This is a genomic window from Parasutterella excrementihominis YIT 11859 (assembly GCF_000205025.1).
Lineage (GTDB): Bacteria > Pseudomonadota > Gammaproteobacteria > Burkholderiales > Burkholderiaceae_F > Parasutterella > Parasutterella excrementihominis.
The window spans coordinates 30537-48207 of sequence record NZ_GL883759.1 but is presented as its reverse complement, the minus strand read 5'-3'; the positions used below and the strand labels follow the sequence as shown (position 1 = coordinate 48207).

The following is a 17671-nucleotide window of genomic DNA, read 5'->3' as shown; positions in this document are numbered from 1 at the left end:
AAAACGGAGGCGAATTATGAATGCTTATTTTGGGCTTGTCAAGTCAACAAAATTCAACTTTCTTTCAACAGATTTTTTATCTCAATAAAGGCTTCAATGTCACGCTTACGTATTAGTCATTATTGTCCCTACTCGGAGGCTCTTCTTGCGTTGTCTTTGAGGAGAGCTTTTCCTTGAGTTCCAGGAGGTAACTCAACCGGCCTTCCGCATTCTTTAAAAATTTGGCTTGGTTTTCTTCGTACACTCTGTTCTTGTTGTTATTTTGTGAAGCACGCTTGCTCTTAGCCAGCAAATAGCCTGCCCTCGCTTGTTCTACTTTATTCTGAGCCGCGGCTATTTTTTCTTCGATTGCCAAAAGCTCAGTATTGTCGATGTTTAGAACTGCTGATACTTCTGAAGCGTCCTCTAAAGTTTTACCGGCTATATCCGCAAGAGCTTTCAGCAACTCAGGAAAACACGATCCTATTTGATCGGGGTCTTTATCAGAATTCTGGTACTGCACCATTGCAAATGACAATTTCGAGTGGAGTTCTTCTACATAACCCAATCCATTCTTCTTGTAGCTAGGCCACTGTTTCATAAGGGCTTCCAAGCTCTCTTCAGGATCGAATAATTTGTAGTAAACCTGCTCAACAATTTCCTTTTCCATGCTTTCAGAAACTTTGAGCAGTTGAGTTTGTGTCGGGCCAGGAAAACGGACTGATGCTGTTAATCCGCATGGAAGTTTTAAAAAGTGCATCAAGAACCAAAGCTCTATGCAGGGATTGGACCAGCAAAGACGAATTCTTCTATTGCGAGAAGCTAGTTCGAAAGCTTCCCGGTAGGAAGGATGTCTATCCCGATCGAAAACACACCAAACATCTCTTAATGTCGTTCCTTTTAATTCATCCAGCGCCAGAATTCTGGCTGCTTCCTTTACCATTTCAGCCGGTGAATTGCCTGATGGCTTGATAATGGAGATCTTATTCAGCACACCAAGTCTTCTCGCATAGGCAGAAATGTAGTTTCCTTCCGTCTCGCCTTCGACCAAGAAACAAAGGTGATCGGGCGAAGCTTCCAATGTTTCTTTAGGAACCAGGGCGCGCTTCAATGAGTCAACTAGGTCTGCGATGATTTCGGGGCAGCCCCCCGTAGCTTTGCTAATGATTTCAACCCTCAACCCTTCCCTGTACCGAAGAATAAATTCTTTGACTTCTGCTGCTTCAAGCTCGGTCTCCATTGTTTTTGTGAAAACACTGATCTCTTCAATTTCTTCATTTGTCAATTTCAGATTAGGCTCGAACTTAGCTGGATAGACGGTGAAATCTACGGTAGCTGCCTTTTGATTGATTTTCGCTCGCTTGCCCTCAGAACCTGCTTCGAAACGCACGATTTTGTACTTCAAGCCGTTTTTAGAAGCTATGTATTTCAGTTCGCTCATGATGAAACACCGACAATAGTTTATTTGTTTCATCGTCCTCCTTAGTGCGTCAGGTGATGTCTTACGTCCTAAAACAGCAAATGACAAATCAGACTTTTGTAGGCTTCAGTCAAACGATATGTTCGGGATACACTGTCCTTTTGTTCGATTCAAAATCCAGGAGTAATACAATCAAGTGATAACTCAGATGTTCGGCATTGGCCGAACACACTTTGTAGATTTATTGCGAATGAGTAACGAAACAAAAAACGAAATCAGCGGAATTCTCTTGGCAGGCGGAAAAGCCCGAAGAATGGGAGGCGTAAATAAAGGAGCTCAGCTTCTTGGAGGCCGAACACTCGCAGGCTTGGTCATCGAACGCATGAAACCTCAAGTCAAGTCCATATTCATTAGCTCTAATGAGTTTGCCGCCGAATTTGATTCTTACGGTTATCCTGTGTTCAAGGATGTTCGTCAGGATTATCCGGGGCCTTTAGCCGGAATCGAAACTATCTTAAAACAAGACTTAGGCGGTCCTTGGTATTTCGTCTCACCGACGGATACCCCGTTTCTACCGAGAAATCTGGCCGGACTTTTGCATAAGACAGCGAAAGAGAAACAGGCACTCTGTGTTTTTCCAACTCACAAAGGTAAAAAGGAACCTCTGCACTGCCTGCTTCATAAAGACGTCCTGCCCTCGCTAACCTCATTCTTGGATTCAAATAAACGGAGCGTTCTGGGATTCCTAGAGCATCTTGGTGCACTCGAATTGGAATGTGAAATCGATGAAGGCGATTTCATGAATCTCAACACGCTTGAAGAGCTGGAACTATTAAACAAAACGTTAGAACAGGAGCTTTCCGATGGAAGTTAAAACCTACACGCAGACACTCGAATTTCTGCGTTCCTATATCGAGCCTGTGGCTTCAACAGCAGAAAAGACGATTTCCGAAGCGCTTGGTTTTGTATTAGCTGAAGATCTTCACTCACCCATCGACCTTCCGCTTTTTAATAACTCAGCGATGGACGGCTGGGCTTTTGGTTCGGAAGACATCAAGCCTGAAGGTTTTACGTTAAAAGAGGTCGGATCTTCTTTTGCCGGTCATCCTTACCCGAAAAAGCTGCAGTCAGGTGAATGTGTTCGTATTATGACCGGCGGAGAAGTACCAGAAGGAGCGGACACCGTCGTCAAACAGGAAATTGTGAAGGCCGACGATAAAGAAATTACTTTCCCGTCGGAAGTAAGGGCCGATGACAATGTCCGCCGAAAAGGAGAAGAGATCAGGAGCGGTGACGTTTGCATGACGAAGGGTACGCTGCTCCATGCGCCCGAAATAAATTTCCTTGCAGCGCTCGGCATTCACAAGGTAACTGTTTTTAAAAAGGTGAAGGTCGGCTTTTTCTCCACGGGCGACGAACTTCAAAGCATCGATCAGCCACTTGCTCCGGGAAAAATTTACGATTCGAACCGTTACTGCATCGGAGCGATGTTAAGAGAAAAAGGCTTTGACATCATCGATTACGGTGTTATCAAAGATAATCCTGAAACCTTGAAAGAATGTCTTTTAAGAGCTTCTCAAGAGTGCGATGCCGTGATTACCTCCGGCGGTGTCTCCGTGGGAGAAGCCGATTTCACAAGAAAAGTTGTCTTAGAGATCGGGGAACTCATTTCCTGGCACTGTCTAATTAAGCCGGGCAAACCTTTAGCTGTCGGAAAAATCGGAAAGGCATATTTCTTCGGTCTCCCGGGAAATCCCACTGCTGCACAAGTCACTTTCTATGCCATTGTCTCCATTGCCTTGGCATTACTCTCCGGTCAGAAGGATCCTAAATTGGTCTATGCCTTAGCGGCGGCAAAAGGCAAGTTCAAGAAGAATGTAGGTTACACAGATTTCCAAAGAGGTCTGTTGACAATGGAAGACTGCCGAGTAACGGTGACGCCTGCAGGTTCACAAAAAACGGGCGCCTTAAAGTCCATGATAAAAGCCAACTGTTTCATTTACTTGGCTGATAATCAGGCTGCACCCGCTGACGGAGAACTTATCCCTGTCGTTCCTTTTTGGGGAGCCTGTTAGACCATCCCTTTCTTGAAAACCGATTGAATCGATTGAGACGCCGGAACTTAGAAGCCGGCGTTCTTCTTAACTGAGTTTTCACCGGAGAAGGTGCAGACCGGACTTTTGCTTCGAGCTCACGCGGATCGACCTGTGCGGGAACGATAACGTTTCCTTCTAAATCAATGATTCCGCGAAGTCCGATTCCGCGTGCGCAGAGTCCGTTGCACGGGCAATAGCGCTTGCTTTCATGCTGGTGGGCGTGAAAGATAATTTTGCAACCCATTTTCACAGCAAGATCGTCCAAGGCTTTGAAGCCTTTCGGATGCATCGAGGGGGCTTCATGCGTAATCAGGATGTCAGCCTTGCATTCCTTGAGTTTTTCATAGACACTCTGGAAAATCGTCGAACGGTGTCTGCGGGGAAGACCGCCGCGCCACATTCCGCTCTTGCCGATCTTTCGGATGAAAAGGCTTGGAGAAGCATAAAGCGGCATTGCCGGAGGCATCCAAATTTGGCCGCGGAATACACCGCCTAAACCGGCCACTTTAACGCCGCAAACGTCCTGAACTCTGCCGTGGAGATTATGTTTAGCGAAAGAAGACCTCCAAAGACGGTCATAAATAAGGTCTGAGTCAGTGTCGTGATTACCCGGAATCCAGTAAATCTTGGTTCCTTTAACACCTTTAAAAATCTCATCCAAGGAATGAGACGGCGTCAGGTCGCCGAGAATCAGAACCGCATCCGGGTGCCATTGGTCTATGGCGCTCAGGATGTGGTCAAACTCTCCGTGCGGATCGCCGCATAGAAAAACCTTACTCATTCATGCCTCCGTTGCTAACGAAGGCAGAGTTCACCCGACTTCTCGCCGGACGAAAAACTTCGTTCTTTGTGTCCATCAATACAAGCCGGCCTTCTTTTTACTTATAAGGGACTGGATTAGAAGACCTGGCTCCCCGTGTGTTCTGCTACTCGGAGAATAACACTATTTAGCGCCGTCTAAAAATTAAACCGACTCTCCCCACAAATTTGGGCATAAAAACTGACAAAAGAAACACAAATCGCACAATTTTTTCTAAAAAGAGAAGCACTGCGCGTTATCAGCCGCAGAGTACCTGGCTAAAAATTCAGATTCCTGCGCCAGGCCGGAACAAAGATTCTTCACTTGACTTCGATCACGTCCGCACCTTTAGGAGCCGTGAATTTAAAAGTCTCGGGGCTTAACTGAACATCAGTCTTAAGATCGGAAATCGTTAGATTTGTCTTCTCACCCATCGATCCGACAAAAATGAGTTTCTCAAGTTTTTCAGACTTAAATCCGAAAGAAACTGAGTTCACCGAAGCGTCCTTGGCTTTAGGCGTTAGCGTGATCCAGGTATATCCGTCTTCTTGCTTGGGTTGTGTCGCATTCCAATCTTTTTTGTAGGACTGAGTTCCGAATAGGATAGAGGCAGGACTCTTAGGAATAGCTCCTTTAGCCGACCGAACAGTCACTTGGTTTAAATCCTCATCCCAAATATAGATTCGGCTGCCGTCGCAAACCATCTTCTGAGGATACGGGCTGGTATAAGTCCAAACAAATTTTCCGGGCCGAGAAAACGAGAACGTTCCTTTCTGTAATTCTTCTGCAGGTTTTCCGTCTTTTTGAAAGGTTTGTTGCTCAAAAGCACCGGAAGCCTGTTTTGTCTCATTCAAAAAATTATTTAACAGATCCAACGGCTGGGAAAAAACAACGAACGGAAATAAACCGGTAATGGTCAAAAGTGCTGTTTTTTTCATGAAACGCTTCTTCCTCAATCTAACAAAAGTTAGCGATGAACTAATCATAAATGATGATTAGTAGTTTTACTAAGACTAGCGTTTTCTTGCAAACATTGTTTGCGATTTGTTTGTTCCCTCAGGCTTTTAATCAAAAAATCTCATCTTATTTTTGCTATGCTCCTAGCTCATGAAAACAGGAACAATCCAAATTCAAGAAGAAAAACTTCTGTCTTTTTGGAGGGCTTTGCGCAAGCCCAAGAATAACTGTTTTCTTCAACGGCCTTCCCAATTTCGGGAGGCCGTTTTTTTACAGGAATTGAAATGAACTTGGAAACTCCTCTTACTATTCGCTCGATGATTGAACCGGTCATCAAAAGGAACGGCGGATGGGTGAATACCCATGCTCATGCCGACCGTTCCTTTACGCTGAGTCCGGATGTACTGCATATGAGAAAGACTTGCACGCTGCAGCAGAAATGGGATGCGCTGGATAAGCTAAAGTCAGAATCCACTGAAGAGGACTTCTACAGAAGGTTTTGTCAATTCTTCGAGCTCATGATTTCTCAAGGCGTCACTGCCGTCGGTACCTTCGTGGACATCGACCCGCAGAGCAGAGACCGCGCTATCAAAGCCGGCGTTCGAGCAAGAGAGCATTACGCAGACCAGCTGGCTGTTAAATTCGCTAACCAGACGCTCAAGGGTGTTATCGATCCTGAGGCCAGACAATGGTTCGATATCGGCTCCGAAATGGTCGACATCATAGGTGCCCTTCCTAAACGCGATGAAAAGGACTACGGAAAAGGCTCCGAAGCTTTTGACATTATTTTGAGCACTGCAAAACGCCTCAATAAGATGGTTCACGTTCACGTCGATCAATTCAATGAATCGCTTGAATATGAAACCGAAGAGCTGTGCGCTAAAACCATTGAACACGGTATGCAGGGCAAAGTTGTGGCCATTCACGGTATTTCCATCGCAGCTCACTCCAGAATGTATCGCCGCCGCTTGTACGATCTGATGAAAAAAGCCGACGTCATGATGATCGCCTGCCCTACTGCTTGGATTGACACACCGCGTTCGGAAAGTATCGGCCCTGTCCATAACTCGATGACTCCTGTCGATGAGCTCGATCCTGCCGGCATCACGGTTGCCTTAGGTACGGATAACGTCTGCGACGCCATGGTGCCTTGGAATGGCGGCGATATGTGGCACGAACTGATGACGCTTGCGACCGGCTGCCGTTATGACGAAATGGAAGCCCTGGCAAAGATTGCAACGGTCAACGGACGCCGAGTCCTCGGTCTGCCGCCGCTGGAAAACACCGACTTCTCTATCCAAATCTAGGAGTGTCAGCAATGCCTACTTCTTTTATCGCTCAAGATATCATGGCTGAACACCTCCTCAGTCATAACGCCATCGTATTTCTCAAAGACAAGCCTATGCGTCTTCGCTCGGGTCTGGTCACTCCGATCTACGTTGATAACCGTATCCTTCCTTCTTATCCGGAAGCCTGGAGAGATATTGTTGAAACGATGGCATCCCGCATCGTTGAACTTAAGCTGGACTTTGACGTCATCGCCGGCGTTGAAGGCGCCGGAACTTCTCACGGCGCCGCCCTGGCTTACCGCCTCGGCGTTCCGTTCGTCACGGTTCGCCGCGCTACCAAGAGTTACGGCAACCTCAGTCGAATCGACGGTATCGACGTCAAAGGCAAAAAAGTTCTCATCATTGAGGACCATCTTTCTACCGGTCTTTCTTTATTGGATGCAGCCAAAGTACTTCGTGAAGCCGGCGCCATCGTAGAAGCCTGCTTTGCAATCACTAACTTTGATATGCCGGAGACGATGAGAAACTTTGAAAAGCATCACATCACCGCTTATCAGCTTCTTCCTTTTGCGTTCATTGTTGAAAAAGCCGAAAAATTAGGCCTTATCGACGCAAACGAGAAAGAACAAATCGATGCTTGGCTGGATACGCCCTGGACATGGGCAGCTGAGCGCGGTCTGTTTGCTCAAGCTTCTGAAAACTAATCAGTTCCCATTAACAGAAAACGGAAGGCCTCGAAACCTTCCGTTTTTCATGTGTGAACGTTTAATCCATTGAGGGACCGGAACCAACTAAAACTCGGCGTTTGCCCATACTGTTCGGTTTAGACACCACGCCTTCCTGTTCCATTTTTTCGATCAAGTTGGCGGCACGGTTATAGCCGATGTTTAGACGGCGCTGCAGGTAGGAGATAGACGGGCGATTTTCCGTCGTAACCAGCTGAACTGCCTTGTCATAAAGTTCGTTACCTTCATTGCGGGCGGAAGAAGTTTCTTCAACCTCTTCCTCTTCTTCCTCAGGTGCGTCAGTCACACCATCGACATATTCCGGCTTGCCTTGTTCCTTGAGGAACTCGGTCACACGGTAAATTTCTTCGTCCGGAACAAATGCACCGTGGATGCGCTGCAACTGAGCACTGGGCTTCATATAGAACATGTCGCCGCGACCAAGCAATTCTTCCGCACCCGGAGTATTCAGAATCGTCGTCGAGTCATAGCGGTTGGAGACCTGGAAGCTGATACGCGACGGGCAGTTAGCTTTAATCACCGGCGTGACAATATCAGCACTCGGACGCTGTGTGGCGATAATCATGTGCATGCCGGCCGCTCGGGCTTTTTGGGTCAGGCGCATGATCTGAGTCTCTACTTCCTTGCCGTAAACCATCAGCAAGTCAGCCAACTCGTCGATGATGATAATGATGTACGGGATCTCTTCCAAAGGAATCGGCGGCTGGGCATGCGGATTCATAATCGGAGTACCGGCTTCCTTCGCTTCGCGAATTCGCTGGTTGTAACCGTCAAAGTTTTTCTGTCCGGCCATCTTCAGCAGTTTGTAGCGTCGATCCATTTCGCGGACGGCCCAGGCCAGACAATGAGCCGCCTTGGCCATATCCGTAATCACCGGGGTCAAAAGATGGGGAATATCTTCGTAGGGACTGAATTCCACTTCCTTCGGATCAACCAGAATCAGCTTGAGCTTATCAGGCGGATTCTTATACAGCATCGACAGAATCATGGCGTTGATACCGACGGACTTACCGGAACCCGTAGTACCGGCGACCAATAGATGAGGAGCTTTAGCCAAGTCAATAACGACGGGGTCGCCCGCAACGCCTTTACCAAGTGCCAAGGTCAGCGGAGAAGTACTCGACTGGAAGGGGTGACTGTTGATAATTTCTTTCAGATAAATCGTCTGTACCGACTGAGAAGAATTCGGCACTTCAAGACCAATACAGTCAGCTTCCTGCATATTCTCTACAATACGAACATTGGGCTGTCCTAAGCCGCGAGCCAAGTCTTTTGCCACTTCCACGAACTTACGAGAGCGGACGCCCGGAGCCGGCTGCAGTTTGAATCGGGTAATAATCGGCCCCGGCAGAGCAGAAAGAACCTTAGCGTTAATTTTATAATTTTGGAGTATGTGTTCGATACGCTGAGAGGTCAGGTTCAATTCTTCCCTGCTGACCTGAACCGCTTCAAACGGAGGATCGTTCAGCAACGACACCGGAGGCAGGACAAACTCCTTCGGTTCTTCCGGAACTTCTTCGATCAGCCGGGCTGGCTGTTCAACGACATGATCTTCGATCGGCAGATCTTTGACACTTTCCTCTTCATCGCGGATATCTTCAATATCGAAGGGTTCTTTTTCCATCGGCGCAACGGTATTTTCGGGCGTAGGGCGGAGTGAGGCCGGTGCCAAGTCTTCCGGATCGCGCTCATAATCAATCGGTTTAAATTGATCCGGACCTTTCACCTCGTCTTCCTTATCATCAGCGAATAAAAGTTCCTCAGTTTTAATCTCTTCAGCCCGCGGCTGAACAACCGGAGCGGAAGCAGCAGGAAGCGCAGGCAGTTCGGGAGAAGGCCCTTGTCGGTCCTGAAGCGACTTCTCTCTTTCCTCCATAGAGGCTTTCGCAAAAGCGTCATCTTCTTTGCTTTGCTTAATTGAAGCCACTCTGCGGAATAAACGCTCAAAAGTTCTTCCGATTTGTTCCGCGACCGACATCCAAGAAAAACCGAAAAACACGGAAGAACAAAACAGAACTAAAACAAGAACGAAAGCCGTGGCTGCTTCTAGGCTCATCCAATAGAGGAGCTCGGATCCGATCGCGCTTCCAAGCGCTCCGCCTGTCGTGCCGGGAAGCCCTTCGGAATGAGTATGGAACCGAAGGAAGAACAGCGCACAGCAACTAAGGACCAACACACAGAAAGCCAAAATACGGAAACCCATCGGGATCGGAGAAACGGAAACTTTTTTTCCTCGCAGGCGTTTTAAGCCGCGAACCAGAAAATAAAAGAGTCCGATAACAAAGACCCAGGCGCCCCAGCCGAATAAAAGATAGAACAGATCGGCCGTCCAAGCACCCTGCACTCCGAAGAGGTTGCTGACTTGGAGCTTGGTATTGAAGCGTGAAAATCCCGGATCCGAGTAGTCATAACTTCCCAGAACAAGAGAAAGAGCGATACAAGCCGCCGCGCAAACGCAAAAGAGAACCAGACCCCAGAGTTTTCCTCCGGCGCCGACCTCGTCTTCGGAATTATTCCGAAACCGGGGGAAATTTCTATATAAGAAGGAGGTTTCTATCGAGTTGCTCATTATGTGTTAAATGGTGTTTCCGTAATTCTAGTTGTAAACCAACGCTCTATAATCGTTGGACAATTTGTGAATATTAAAGGAAGTAGAACATGACTACCAATACCGAACACAGTAAAGTTTTGATCATCGGTTCGGGCCCCGCCGGCTATACCGCCGCCGTTTATGCCGCCCGCGCTAACTTAAAACCTACTCTCATTACAGGTATGGAGCAAGGCGGTCAGCTGACAACAACGACTGAAGTCGACAACTGGCCCGGCGACCCCAAAGGCGTGATGGGTCCGGAACTTATGCAGCGCATGCTCGAACATGCTGAGCGTTTTGAAACAAGAATCGTTTTCGATGAAATTTCCGAAGCTCATCTGAACGAAAAACCGATCCGTTTGGTCGGCAACAACGGCAACTACACTTGCGACGCTCTGATTATTGCTACCGGCGCCAGCGCTAAGTATCTCGGTCTTCCCAGTGAAGAAGAATTCAAGGGCAAAGGCGTTTCCGCCTGCGCAACCTGCGACGGTTTCTTCTACCGCAACCAGGAAGTTGCCATCGTCGGCGGCGGCGACTCCGCAATTAAAGAGGCCATCTATCTTGCCGGTATCGCCTCCAAGGTTCACATGATCCACCGCCGCGACCAGTATCGCGCTGAAAAAATCATGGTAGATCGTCTTAAAGCCGTCGCAGCCGAAGGCAAGATCGTTCTCCACGAGTTCTGCACGCTGGACGAAATCCTGGGCGACAAGACCGGTGTGACCGGCGTCCGTTTGAACAACCTCAAGACGGGTGAAAAGGAAGACATTCCGGTTATGGGCGTTTTCATTGCCATCGGCCACTCCCCAAACACCAAGATGTTCGAAGACCAGCTGGAGATGAACCACGGTTACATCGTCACTAAAGGTATTGCCTCCGGCGCTGCTCAGGCCACCAACCTCCCGGGTGTCTTTGCCGCCGGCGACTGCCAGGACCAGGTTTACCGTCAAGCCATTACCAGCGCTGCTTCCGGCTGTATGGCTGCTCTGGACGCCTTAAACTATTTAGAAACAAACGGTTTGGTTGATTAACAGAAATGAATGTCGATAAAGAGTCTTTCGCTTCTCTGATGGGCTTGAAGGAACAACTGAAAGTCAAACAGGAAGAAGAAGCACGAATCGCTGCCGAAAAGGAACAAAAGCGTAAAGAGGCTGAGGCTAAAGCTCACGAGTTCGAGAATGCAATGAAAGAACTCGGAGTCAAAAAAAAAATAGGCAGGGAAGATAAAGTCTTCCACGCCATGCCGAAGCCGGCACCCATTCCTCGTCAGCGCTACGCCGACGAAAAGGCGGTGCTCGAAGACTCTTTGTCCGACAACATCAGTATCGATCACCTTCTGGATTCCGATGAACGGCTGTCTTATCGGGCACCTTCTATGGCGCCCGATGTTCCCAAGAAACTGCACCAGGGCGCATGGTCCGTTAAAGGTACCTGGGATCTTCACGGGTACACGTCGGAGGAAGCCAGACTGCTTCTGGTGGAATTCTTAAACGAGGAGAGAAAAGCCGGACACCGTGCCGTGCGAATCATCCACGGACAAGGATTCGGCTCTGCTGGACGGAAGCCTGTTTTAAAGGAAAAGGTTCCGGTTTGGCTGGCTCAGCGAAAAGAGGTGCTCGCCTTTGTACAGGCGCCGCCTTATGACGGAGGAGCCGGCGCCGTTTATGTTCTTTTAGCGCCTTAACCGGCAGAAAAAAAATTCGACCGATGCTTTGCGGCATCGGTCTTTCGTTTTGTTAGACGGCAGCGTTTCCGGTTTCACCAGTTCTGATTCGAATCACCTCTTCGACCGGCATCACGAAAATCTTTCCGTCGCCGATCTTGTTGGTACGGGCGGTTTTCATAATCGCTTCGACCGCCATGTTGACCAGCGAGTCGTCGACCACGCACTCAATCTTCATCTTGGGCAGAAAGTCCACGACGTACTCCGCACCACGGTAAAGTTCGGTATGTCCTTTCTGACGGCCGAAACCTTTGACCTCGGTCACGGTCATACCCTGAACACCAATTTCTGCGAGTGCCTCTCTCACTTCGTCAAGTTTGAAGGGCTTGATAATAGCGACGACTTGTTTCATTTTTTCTCCCGAAATTTTTCAGAAATTTTACTCTTAAAGTCTGTATTTATTAGTGACCGGGAAGCGCCAATCCCGCCCGAAAGCGACTTTTGTCACCTTAGGTCCGATCGGAGACTGGCGGCGCTTGTATTCCGCACGGCTGACCATTCTTAAAACTTTGTCGACGACGGCACGGTCAAAGCCTGCTGCAACAATCTCTTCCGGCCCTTCACGATCTTCGATGAAGCGGCGAAGAATCTCGTCGAGCACGCTGTAATCCGGCAGAGAATCCTGATCCTTTTGATTCTCACGAAGCTCCGCGCTCGGAGCACGAGTCAGTATCGTTTCCGGGAAAACCGGATTCTCTTTACTGCATTCGTTAATCCAGCGGCACAAAGCGTAGACCTGAGTCTTGTAGACGTCTTTAATCACGGCGAAACCGCCTGCCAGGTCGCCGTACAGGGTTGAATAACCGACCGCCATTTCGCTCTTATTCCCGGTCGTAGCAACCATCGAGCCGAACTTATTGGAAATAGCCATCAGAATGACACCGCGGATACGTGCCTGAAGGTTTTCTTCAGTGACATCGTGCGGCATGCCGTTGAACTGCTTGGCCAGCATGAATTCAAATGCCGTGTAGCCGTCCTGAATTGAAATCGTCTCAAGGCGTACGCCCAAACGAGAAGCCAATTTGGCCGCGTCACCACGGCTTAATGAAGATGTATAAACGGACGGCATCATCACGGCGAGCACTTTGTCGTTGCCCACGGCGTCCACCGCGATCTTAAGGACCAGTGCAGAGTCCACGCCTCCGGAAAGGCCCAGCACGACACCCTTAAATCCGTTCTTATTGATGTAGTCCCGCATGCTGACAACCAGGGCTTCGTAAAGCACGGCCCAATCAGACAGCGGCTGGGAATCCTCTCCGCGGCAGATTCTGCCTTTTCTGACTTCCACAGAAAGAAGCGACTCTTTCATATGAGGCGCACGGGCCAGAACCTCGTCGGCCGAGCAGGCAAAAGTTTCTCCGTCAAAAACGATTTCATCCTGCGCTCCGCACATATTGACGTAGCAGGCGTCCATTCCGATGGCGTTCACATGGCGGCGCACCATATTTAACCGCTGTTCTTCCTTTCCTTCTTCAAACGGAGAAGCATTGGCGATTAAGAGAACCTGTGCGCCCTGCTCTTTGGCTTGCGAAGGTGCTTCCGGGAACCAAATATCTTCACAAATATTGACGCCGAAGCGCGTATCTCCGACATCAAACGTGCAGACGTCTTCTCCGCCCGGCGTGAAGTAGCGTTCTTCATCAAAAACACCGTAGTTGGGAAGATTCTTCTTTCGATAAGTAAGGAGAATTTTGCCGTTGAGGATGACGGAGACCACGTTATATAAACGGCCGGCTTCTTTTAAGGGATAGCCTGCAAGAATATGCAGTTTCGGAAAACGGGTTGAATATTCAACCAGCTCATTGAGTTTCTTTGCACAGTCTTCTAAAAAACTGTCCAAAAACAATAAATCTTCTGGAGGATATCCGCACAAAGAAAGTTCAGGGGTCACTAAGATGTCGGAATGCTTCGCTTTTTCTGCGGCTTCGGCTATCCGCTTAAAGTTTCCTTCCAAGTCACCGGCAGTCTGATTCAGCTGCGCCATTGAGACCACTACTTTTTCAATCATCCGTGAACCTCCTAATCGATTGCGGACTCCAAACCCGATGTTCTAGATCATACAAAACAAAGTGCCGTCCGAGTGCTCAGCGGAGGCCAAAAATAGAAAACCCGAGCGAATTGCCCGGGTCTCATCCTAAAAAACAGGGATCGAAAGATTATTTAGCGTTGTTGTAAGCTTCAACGCCTTTCATGATCACCTTGCAGGCTTCTTCAGGACCGGTCCAGCCGGAAACCTTAGCCCATTTGCCTTTTTCCAGATCTTTGTAGTGTTCAAAGAAATGGCGGATCTGAGCAAGATAATCTTCAGGAACATCATCGATGGTCTGAATCTTGTTGTAGCGCGGAGTCAGCTTCTGAACCGGAACTGCAAGCATCTTCATGTCGCCGCCGCTTTCGTCTTCCATCAGGAGCATGCCGAGCGGACGGCAGCGGATCACGGATCCGGCCAGCAGAGGGAACGGAGTAATCACGCAAACGTCAACGGGGTCACCGTCATCGCCGAGGGTCTGAGGGATGAAACCGTAGTTTGCAGGATAACGCATGGAAGTGCCGATGAAACGGTCGACCAGAAGAGCGCCGCTTTCTTTGTCAACTTCATACTTGACGGGGTCGCTCTGTGCGGGGATTTCAATCACAACATTGAAATCGTGCGGCAGGTCTTTTCCTGCGCTGATTTTGCTCATATCCATAATATTTTTCCAACCTTCATTAATTAGGAAATAATCTATTAATTTTAATCGTTAGTTCCTTACTCTGCCAAGGAGATCAATTTATCAGCAAGTCCGCTGCAGCGGGACTCCACTAATTCGACGTTCTTGAAACCCTCCTCAAAGAGATGCTCTTGAATGCGGGGATGGATCGTCAGAACTAAAGCCGACTTCAGCCATCCGGCATTGTCTCCTCCGACGTTTTCTTCGAGGGTTCGTATGGCGTCCGTGCTCGTCAGATAAACCACCGGCGCTTCTCCGCGTCCGATCCACCTCTTTTGATCGCCTGAAGCCTTCAGCGGGATTCTCTTATAGATAGGTGCCACGGTCACAGGAACACCTTTATCCCGCAGCACGTCAATCAGGAACTGACGGCCCGTGTCGCCTCGAATGAGGACAACTTCCGGAGGAAGACCTTCTTCCAAAAGGAGTTCAAAAAGCAGTTCGGAACCGCTCTCCAGAGAGCTTCCGTGCGGAAAAAGAATTTCGTGTGCTGCAGGAAAAGCCGCGGTCAAAGCTTTAGCGGTCGGTTCGCCGACACAGGCAAAGCGAGCAGATTCAGGAAGCTGAGGAAAAATGTCCTTCATGAAGCTGACCGTCGTCGGACTCACGAGAATCAGCAACGCGCCTCTTTCAGCTCCTTCGAGAATTTCTTTGACGCTTTCCTCGTAATCTTCCGAACGATCAAACGTAAACGCCGGCCAGTAAACCGAACCGGCCGTTTTTGCTTCCAGTTCTTCCTGAAGCCGCTGCCCGCCGGGCCCCGGCTTCATGTTTAAGATCGTGCGCATTACTTTCCGAGCACTTCTTTCAGAAGACGCTTAGCGCCTTTTTCGATCAGCTGATCCAGCACCTTGCGGGCATTTTCTTCAGGCTCATTTGCCAGGCCCGTGTATTCAGCCGTCACATATTCACCGGTCATGTGGTTGCCGACAAGTGCGCGGAGGAACATCTGACCGTCGTCAATCGTGGCGTAGGCAGCCAAAGGAACCTGGCAGGAACCGCCGAGTGCTCTGGAAACCGCTCTTTCCGCCTGAGTGCACAGACGAGTGTCTTCGTCGTTGAGCGCTTCGACGTATTTCTGTGTCATTTCGTCGTTTCCAACCGCTTCAATGCCGATAGCACCTTGACCCGGCGCCGGAAGGGAAACTTCAGGCGGAATAATGGAACGAATGCGATCGGACAAACCGAGGCGCTTCAGACCGGCTACCGCCATCACGAGGGTGTCGTACTGTCCGTTGTCGAGCTTAGAAAGACGAGTGCCCACGTTACCGCGAATCATCTCGACCTTGAGGTGCGGGAAACGGGAACGAACCATCAGTTCACGACGAAGGCTGGAGGTGCCGACAACGCTTCCGGCCGGCATCTCTTCTAAAGAGGCATATTTATGAGAAACCACAGCATCGCGCGGATCTTCACGGACCATCACGGCAGCCAGTGTGAACGGCTCAAGAAGATCCATCGGGACATCTTTCAGACTGTGGACGGCGATTTGAGCTTTGCCTTCAAGCATAGCGGCTTCAAGTTCTTTAACGAACAAACCTTTTCCTCCGATCTTGGAGAGCGTGACATCCAAAATTTTGTCGCCTTTGGTAGTTAAACCTAAAAGCTGAACATCAAGCTCGGGGAATTTTTCTTTCAGGCAGCTCTGAACGTACTTTGCCTGCCAAAGCGCCAGCGGGCTTTCGCGAGTGGCAATAACCAGATGATCTTGCTGAGTCATTTTTTAACTTTTTAGAGAAATACAAAGAATGAATGGGAGTTTATCAAGATGGGCGGGAAGCGCGTTACACCGGTCTTAACAATCGCTTTCGAAAACCACCTCTAACAACAAAGAAAACCTTTTGTAGACAATCCGTTACCCGACAATTCAGTCATTACTGGCTATAATTGGCCTTTTTCATTACTGACTGCAAAAGTTATGGCCCAACACAATCCTCTCTCAGTTCATGCCGATCCGCTTGCCTCCAAAAAAGAAGCTTGGAGCGGACGCTTTTCTGAGCCTATGGCCGAATTTGTCCTTCGTTACACCGCCAGCGTGAACTTTGACAAGCGTATGGCTGAAGCCGATATCGCAGGCTCCGTGGCCCATGCCAAGATGCTTGCCAAATGCGGCATTATTTCCAAAGAAGATTTGAATGACATCGAACGCGGAATGCGTCAGATTCTTCAGGAAATCAAAGAAAACCGCTTCGAATGGAAACTCGAACTCGAAGACGTTCATCTCAACATTGAAGCCCGCTTAACGGAACTTGTCGGAGACGCCGGAAAGCGCCTTCACACCGGCCGCAGCCGTAATGACCAAGTTGCATTAGATATTCGTCTGTACCTGCGCAATGAGATCGACCAGATCATGGATCTTCTCTCTCATCTGCAGAAATCCCTGCTGACGGTTGCCGAAAAGAACATCGACACCATCATGCCGGGCTACACCCACATGCAGGTTGCTCAGCCCGTCACTCTCGGCCATCACTGCCTGGCTTATGCCGAAATGTTCGAGCGCGACCGCGAACGCTTGGCTGACTGCCGCAAACGCGTCAATCGTTCTCCGCTCGGTGCCGCTGCTCTTGCCGGCACCACCTATCCGATTGACCGCGAATACACGGCAGAACTGCTCGGATTTGAAGGTGTGACTCAGAACTCTCTGGACTCCGTCAGCGACCGCGATTTTGCAATTGAATTCTGCTCCTGCGCTTCGCTCATCATGATCCACATTTCCCGTATGTCCGAAGAGCTCATCTACTGGATGAACACCAACTTCGCATACATCATGCTGCCGGACAGATTCACGACGGGTTCCTCCATCATGCCGCAGAAAAAGAATCCGGACGTTCCGGAAGCTGCCCGCGGCAAGTCCGGACGCGTGGTCGGTCACCTGATGGGCCTTCTGATGCTGATGAAGGGACAGCCCCTTGCTTACAACAAAGACAATCAGGAAGACAAAGAGCCGCTCTTTGACACGATTGATACCGTCAAAGACACTCTGCGCGCTTTCATCGAAATGATCCCCGGAATCCAGGTCAACAAGGCCCGTATGCGTGAAGCCGTCATGCTCGGTTATCCAACCGCTACAGACTTCGCCGACTACCTCGTCCGCAAAGGCCTGCCCTTCCGTGACGCTCACGAAGCTGTCGGCTGCGCCGTGCGTCTTGCTTCTGAGAAAGGCTGCGGTCTGCATGACCTCACGCTTGAGGAATTAAGAGAATTCAGCGATAAAGTCGGTGAAGATGTTTACGACAGTCTGACGCTTGAAGGCTCCATTGCTTCCCGCAACCACACCGGCGGCACGGCACCTTCTCAGGTCGCCAAACAAGTCGGCATTTGGAAAGAGCGTCTCAAGAACCGCGCTCATAAATAATTC

Annotated in this window: 16 protein-coding genes; 7 read left to right on the top strand and 9 right to left on the bottom strand. The window is 49.3% G+C overall.

Annotated features, from left to right (window positions below):
- Positions 1 to 112: 112 nt before the first annotated feature.
- Positions 113 to 1420: an RloB family protein gene (locus HMPREF9439_RS11395; protein ID WP_008864977.1), complete on the bottom strand. Its 1308-nt coding sequence runs from the start codon at positions 1418 to 1420 to the stop codon at positions 113 to 115.
- A 229-nt stretch (positions 1421 to 1649) separates the two neighbouring features.
- On the opposite strand from HMPREF9439_RS11395, the gene mobA reads away from it, so the two are divergent.
- Together mobA and moeA are read left to right on the top strand one after the other, a co-directional pair.
- Positions 1650 to 2273 (top strand): molybdenum cofactor guanylyltransferase MobA, encoded by a 624-nt coding sequence (mobA, locus tag HMPREF9439_RS11390; protein WP_008811733.1) that lies wholly within the window; start codon positions 1650 to 1652, stop codon positions 2271 to 2273.
- Positions 2263 to 3474, top strand: a complete 1212-nt coding sequence (gene moeA, locus HMPREF9439_RS11385; protein WP_008864975.1) for a molybdopterin molybdotransferase MoeA — start codon at positions 2263 to 2265, stop codon at positions 3472 to 3474. The genes mobA and moeA overlap by 11 nt, the downstream gene beginning before the upstream one ends.
- Here moeA and HMPREF9439_RS11380 read toward each other — a convergent pair.
- Both HMPREF9439_RS11380 and lolA read right to left on the bottom strand, forming a co-directional pair.
- Positions 3440 to 4276: a metallophosphoesterase family protein gene (locus tag HMPREF9439_RS11380; protein WP_008811731.1), complete on the bottom strand. Its 837-nt coding sequence runs from the start codon at positions 4274 to 4276 to the stop codon at positions 3440 to 3442. The two genes, moeA and HMPREF9439_RS11380, sit on opposite strands and share 35 nt — an antisense overlap.
- Positions 4277 to 4614: 338 nt before the next feature.
- Entirely contained in the window at positions 4615 to 5232 is a 618-nt protein-coding gene (lolA, locus tag HMPREF9439_RS11375) for an outer membrane lipoprotein periplasmic chaperone LolA (RefSeq protein ID WP_157645889.1), read from the bottom strand.
- Positions 5233 to 5535: 303 nt separating this feature from the next.
- Here lolA and HMPREF9439_RS11370 point away from each other — a divergent pair, with 303 nt between their 5' ends.
- Both HMPREF9439_RS11370 and HMPREF9439_RS11365 read left to right on the top strand, forming a co-directional pair.
- Positions 5536 to 6558, top strand: coding sequence for an amidohydrolase family protein (locus HMPREF9439_RS11370; RefSeq protein ID WP_008864973.1), 1023 nt, complete (start codon positions 5536 to 5538; stop codon positions 6556 to 6558).
- A gap of 11 nt (positions 6559 to 6569) precedes the next feature.
- Positions 6570 to 7244 carry an orotate phosphoribosyltransferase gene (locus HMPREF9439_RS11365; protein ID WP_008864971.1) on the top strand — a complete coding sequence of 225 codons (675 nt, stop codon included), beginning with the start codon at positions 6570 to 6572 and terminating at the stop codon, positions 7242 to 7244.
- Between the two features lie 61 nt (positions 7245 to 7305).
- Here the strand turns inward: HMPREF9439_RS11365 and HMPREF9439_RS11360 are convergent, their stop codons facing one another.
- Positions 7306 to 9855: a DNA translocase FtsK gene (locus HMPREF9439_RS11360; RefSeq protein WP_008864970.1), complete on the bottom strand. Its 2550-nt coding sequence runs from the start codon at positions 9853 to 9855 to the stop codon at positions 7306 to 7308.
- Between the two features lie 89 nt (positions 9856 to 9944).
- On the opposite strand from HMPREF9439_RS11360, the gene trxB reads away from it, so the two are divergent.
- Together trxB and HMPREF9439_RS11350 are read left to right on the top strand one after the other, a co-directional pair.
- The gene (trxB, locus tag HMPREF9439_RS11355; protein WP_008864969.1) at positions 9945 to 10910 is read left to right on the top strand and encodes a thioredoxin-disulfide reductase; all 966 of its coding nucleotides are present in this window, start codon (positions 9945 to 9947) and stop codon (positions 10908 to 10910) included.
- 5 nt (positions 10911 to 10915) lie between these two features.
- Positions 10916 to 11563 carry a Smr/MutS family protein gene (locus tag HMPREF9439_RS11350; RefSeq protein WP_008864968.1) on the top strand — a complete coding sequence of 216 codons (648 nt, stop codon included), beginning with the start codon at positions 10916 to 10918 and terminating at the stop codon, positions 11561 to 11563.
- Positions 11564 to 11615: 52 nt separating this feature from the next.
- Here HMPREF9439_RS11350 and HMPREF9439_RS11345 read toward each other — a convergent pair whose 3' ends face one another.
- The 5 genes from HMPREF9439_RS11345 to hemC form a co-directional block, all read right to left on the bottom strand.
- A complete protein-coding gene (locus tag HMPREF9439_RS11345; RefSeq protein ID WP_008811724.1) occupies positions 11616 to 11954 on the bottom strand; it encodes a P-II family nitrogen regulator in 339 nt (112 codons plus the stop codon).
- Positions 11955 to 11987: 33 nt separating this feature from the next.
- On the bottom strand, positions 11988 to 13610 hold the full coding sequence (locus HMPREF9439_RS11340) for an NAD+ synthase (protein ID WP_008811723.1): 1623 nt from the start codon (positions 13608 to 13610) through the stop codon (positions 11988 to 11990).
- A 148-nt stretch (positions 13611 to 13758) separates the two neighbouring features.
- The gene (gene ppa / locus HMPREF9439_RS11335; protein ID WP_008811722.1) at positions 13759 to 14292 is read right to left on the bottom strand and encodes an inorganic diphosphatase; all 534 of its coding nucleotides are present in this window, start codon (positions 14290 to 14292) and stop codon (positions 13759 to 13761) included.
- Positions 14293 to 14351: 59 nt separating this feature from the next.
- Positions 14352 to 15101 carry a uroporphyrinogen-III synthase gene (locus HMPREF9439_RS11330; RefSeq protein ID WP_008811721.1) on the bottom strand — a complete coding sequence of 250 codons (750 nt, stop codon included), beginning with the start codon at positions 15099 to 15101 and terminating at the stop codon, positions 14352 to 14354.
- On the bottom strand, positions 15101 to 16033 hold the full coding sequence (gene hemC / locus HMPREF9439_RS11325) for a hydroxymethylbilane synthase (protein ID WP_008811720.1): 933 nt from the start codon (positions 16031 to 16033) through the stop codon (positions 15101 to 15103). Before hemC ends, HMPREF9439_RS11330 begins: the two co-directional genes overlap by 1 nt.
- 198 nt (positions 16034 to 16231) lie before the next feature.
- On the opposite strand from hemC, the gene argH reads away from it, so the two are divergent.
- On the top strand, positions 16232 to 17668 hold the full coding sequence (gene argH / locus HMPREF9439_RS11320) for an argininosuccinate lyase (protein WP_008811719.1): 1437 nt from the start codon (positions 16232 to 16234) through the stop codon (positions 17666 to 17668).
- The last annotated feature ends 3 nt before the right edge of the window (positions 17669 to 17671 follow it).

Excerpts from the sequence above, each read along its gene's own strand:
- HMPREF9439_RS11370 (WP_008864973.1), top strand. The coding sequence starts at position 5,536 with ATGAACTTGGAAACTCCTCTTACTATTCGCTCGATGATTGAACCGGTC.
- ppa (WP_008811722.1), bottom strand. The coding sequence starts at position 14,292 with ATGGATATGAGCAAAATCAGCGCAGGAAAAGACCTGCCGCACGATTTC.
- HMPREF9439_RS11395 (WP_008864977.1), bottom strand. The coding sequence starts at position 1,420 with ATGAGCGAACTGAAATACATAGCTTCTAAAAACGGCTTGAAGTACAAA.
- mobA (WP_008811733.1), top strand. The coding sequence starts at position 1,650 with ATGAGTAACGAAACAAAAAACGAAATCAGCGGAATTCTCTTGGCAGGC.
- HMPREF9439_RS11380 (WP_008811731.1), bottom strand. The coding sequence starts at position 4,276 with ATGAGTAAGGTTTTTCTATGCGGCGATCCGCACGGAGAGTTTGACCAC.
- HMPREF9439_RS11330 (WP_008811721.1), bottom strand. The coding sequence starts at position 15,101 with ATGCGCACGATCTTAAACATGAAGCCGGGGCCCGGCGGGCAGCGGCTT.
- argH (WP_008811719.1), top strand. The coding sequence starts at position 16,232 with ATGGCCCAACACAATCCTCTCTCAGTTCATGCCGATCCGCTTGCCTCC.
- HMPREF9439_RS11350 (WP_008864968.1), top strand. The coding sequence starts at position 10,916 with ATGAATGTCGATAAAGAGTCTTTCGCTTCTCTGATGGGCTTGAAGGAA.
- HMPREF9439_RS11360 (WP_008864970.1), bottom strand. The coding sequence starts at position 9,855 with ATGAGCAACTCGATAGAAACCTCCTTCTTATATAGAAATTTCCCCCGG.
- HMPREF9439_RS11345 (WP_008811724.1), bottom strand. The coding sequence starts at position 11,954 with ATGAAACAAGTCGTCGCTATTATCAAGCCCTTCAAACTTGACGAAGTG.
- moeA (WP_008864975.1), top strand. The coding sequence starts at position 2,263 with ATGGAAGTTAAAACCTACACGCAGACACTCGAATTTCTGCGTTCCTAT.
- HMPREF9439_RS11365 (WP_008864971.1), top strand. The coding sequence starts at position 6,570 with ATGCCTACTTCTTTTATCGCTCAAGATATCATGGCTGAACACCTCCTC.
- hemC (WP_008811720.1), bottom strand. The coding sequence starts at position 16,033 with ATGACTCAGCAAGATCATCTGGTTATTGCCACTCGCGAAAGCCCGCTG.
- lolA (WP_157645889.1), bottom strand. The coding sequence starts at position 5,232 with ATGAAAAAAACAGCACTTTTGACCATTACCGGTTTATTTCCGTTCGTT.
- HMPREF9439_RS11340 (WP_008811723.1), bottom strand. The coding sequence starts at position 13,610 with ATGATTGAAAAAGTAGTGGTCTCAATGGCGCAGCTGAATCAGACTGCC.
- trxB (WP_008864969.1), top strand. The coding sequence starts at position 9,945 with ATGACTACCAATACCGAACACAGTAAAGTTTTGATCATCGGTTCGGGC.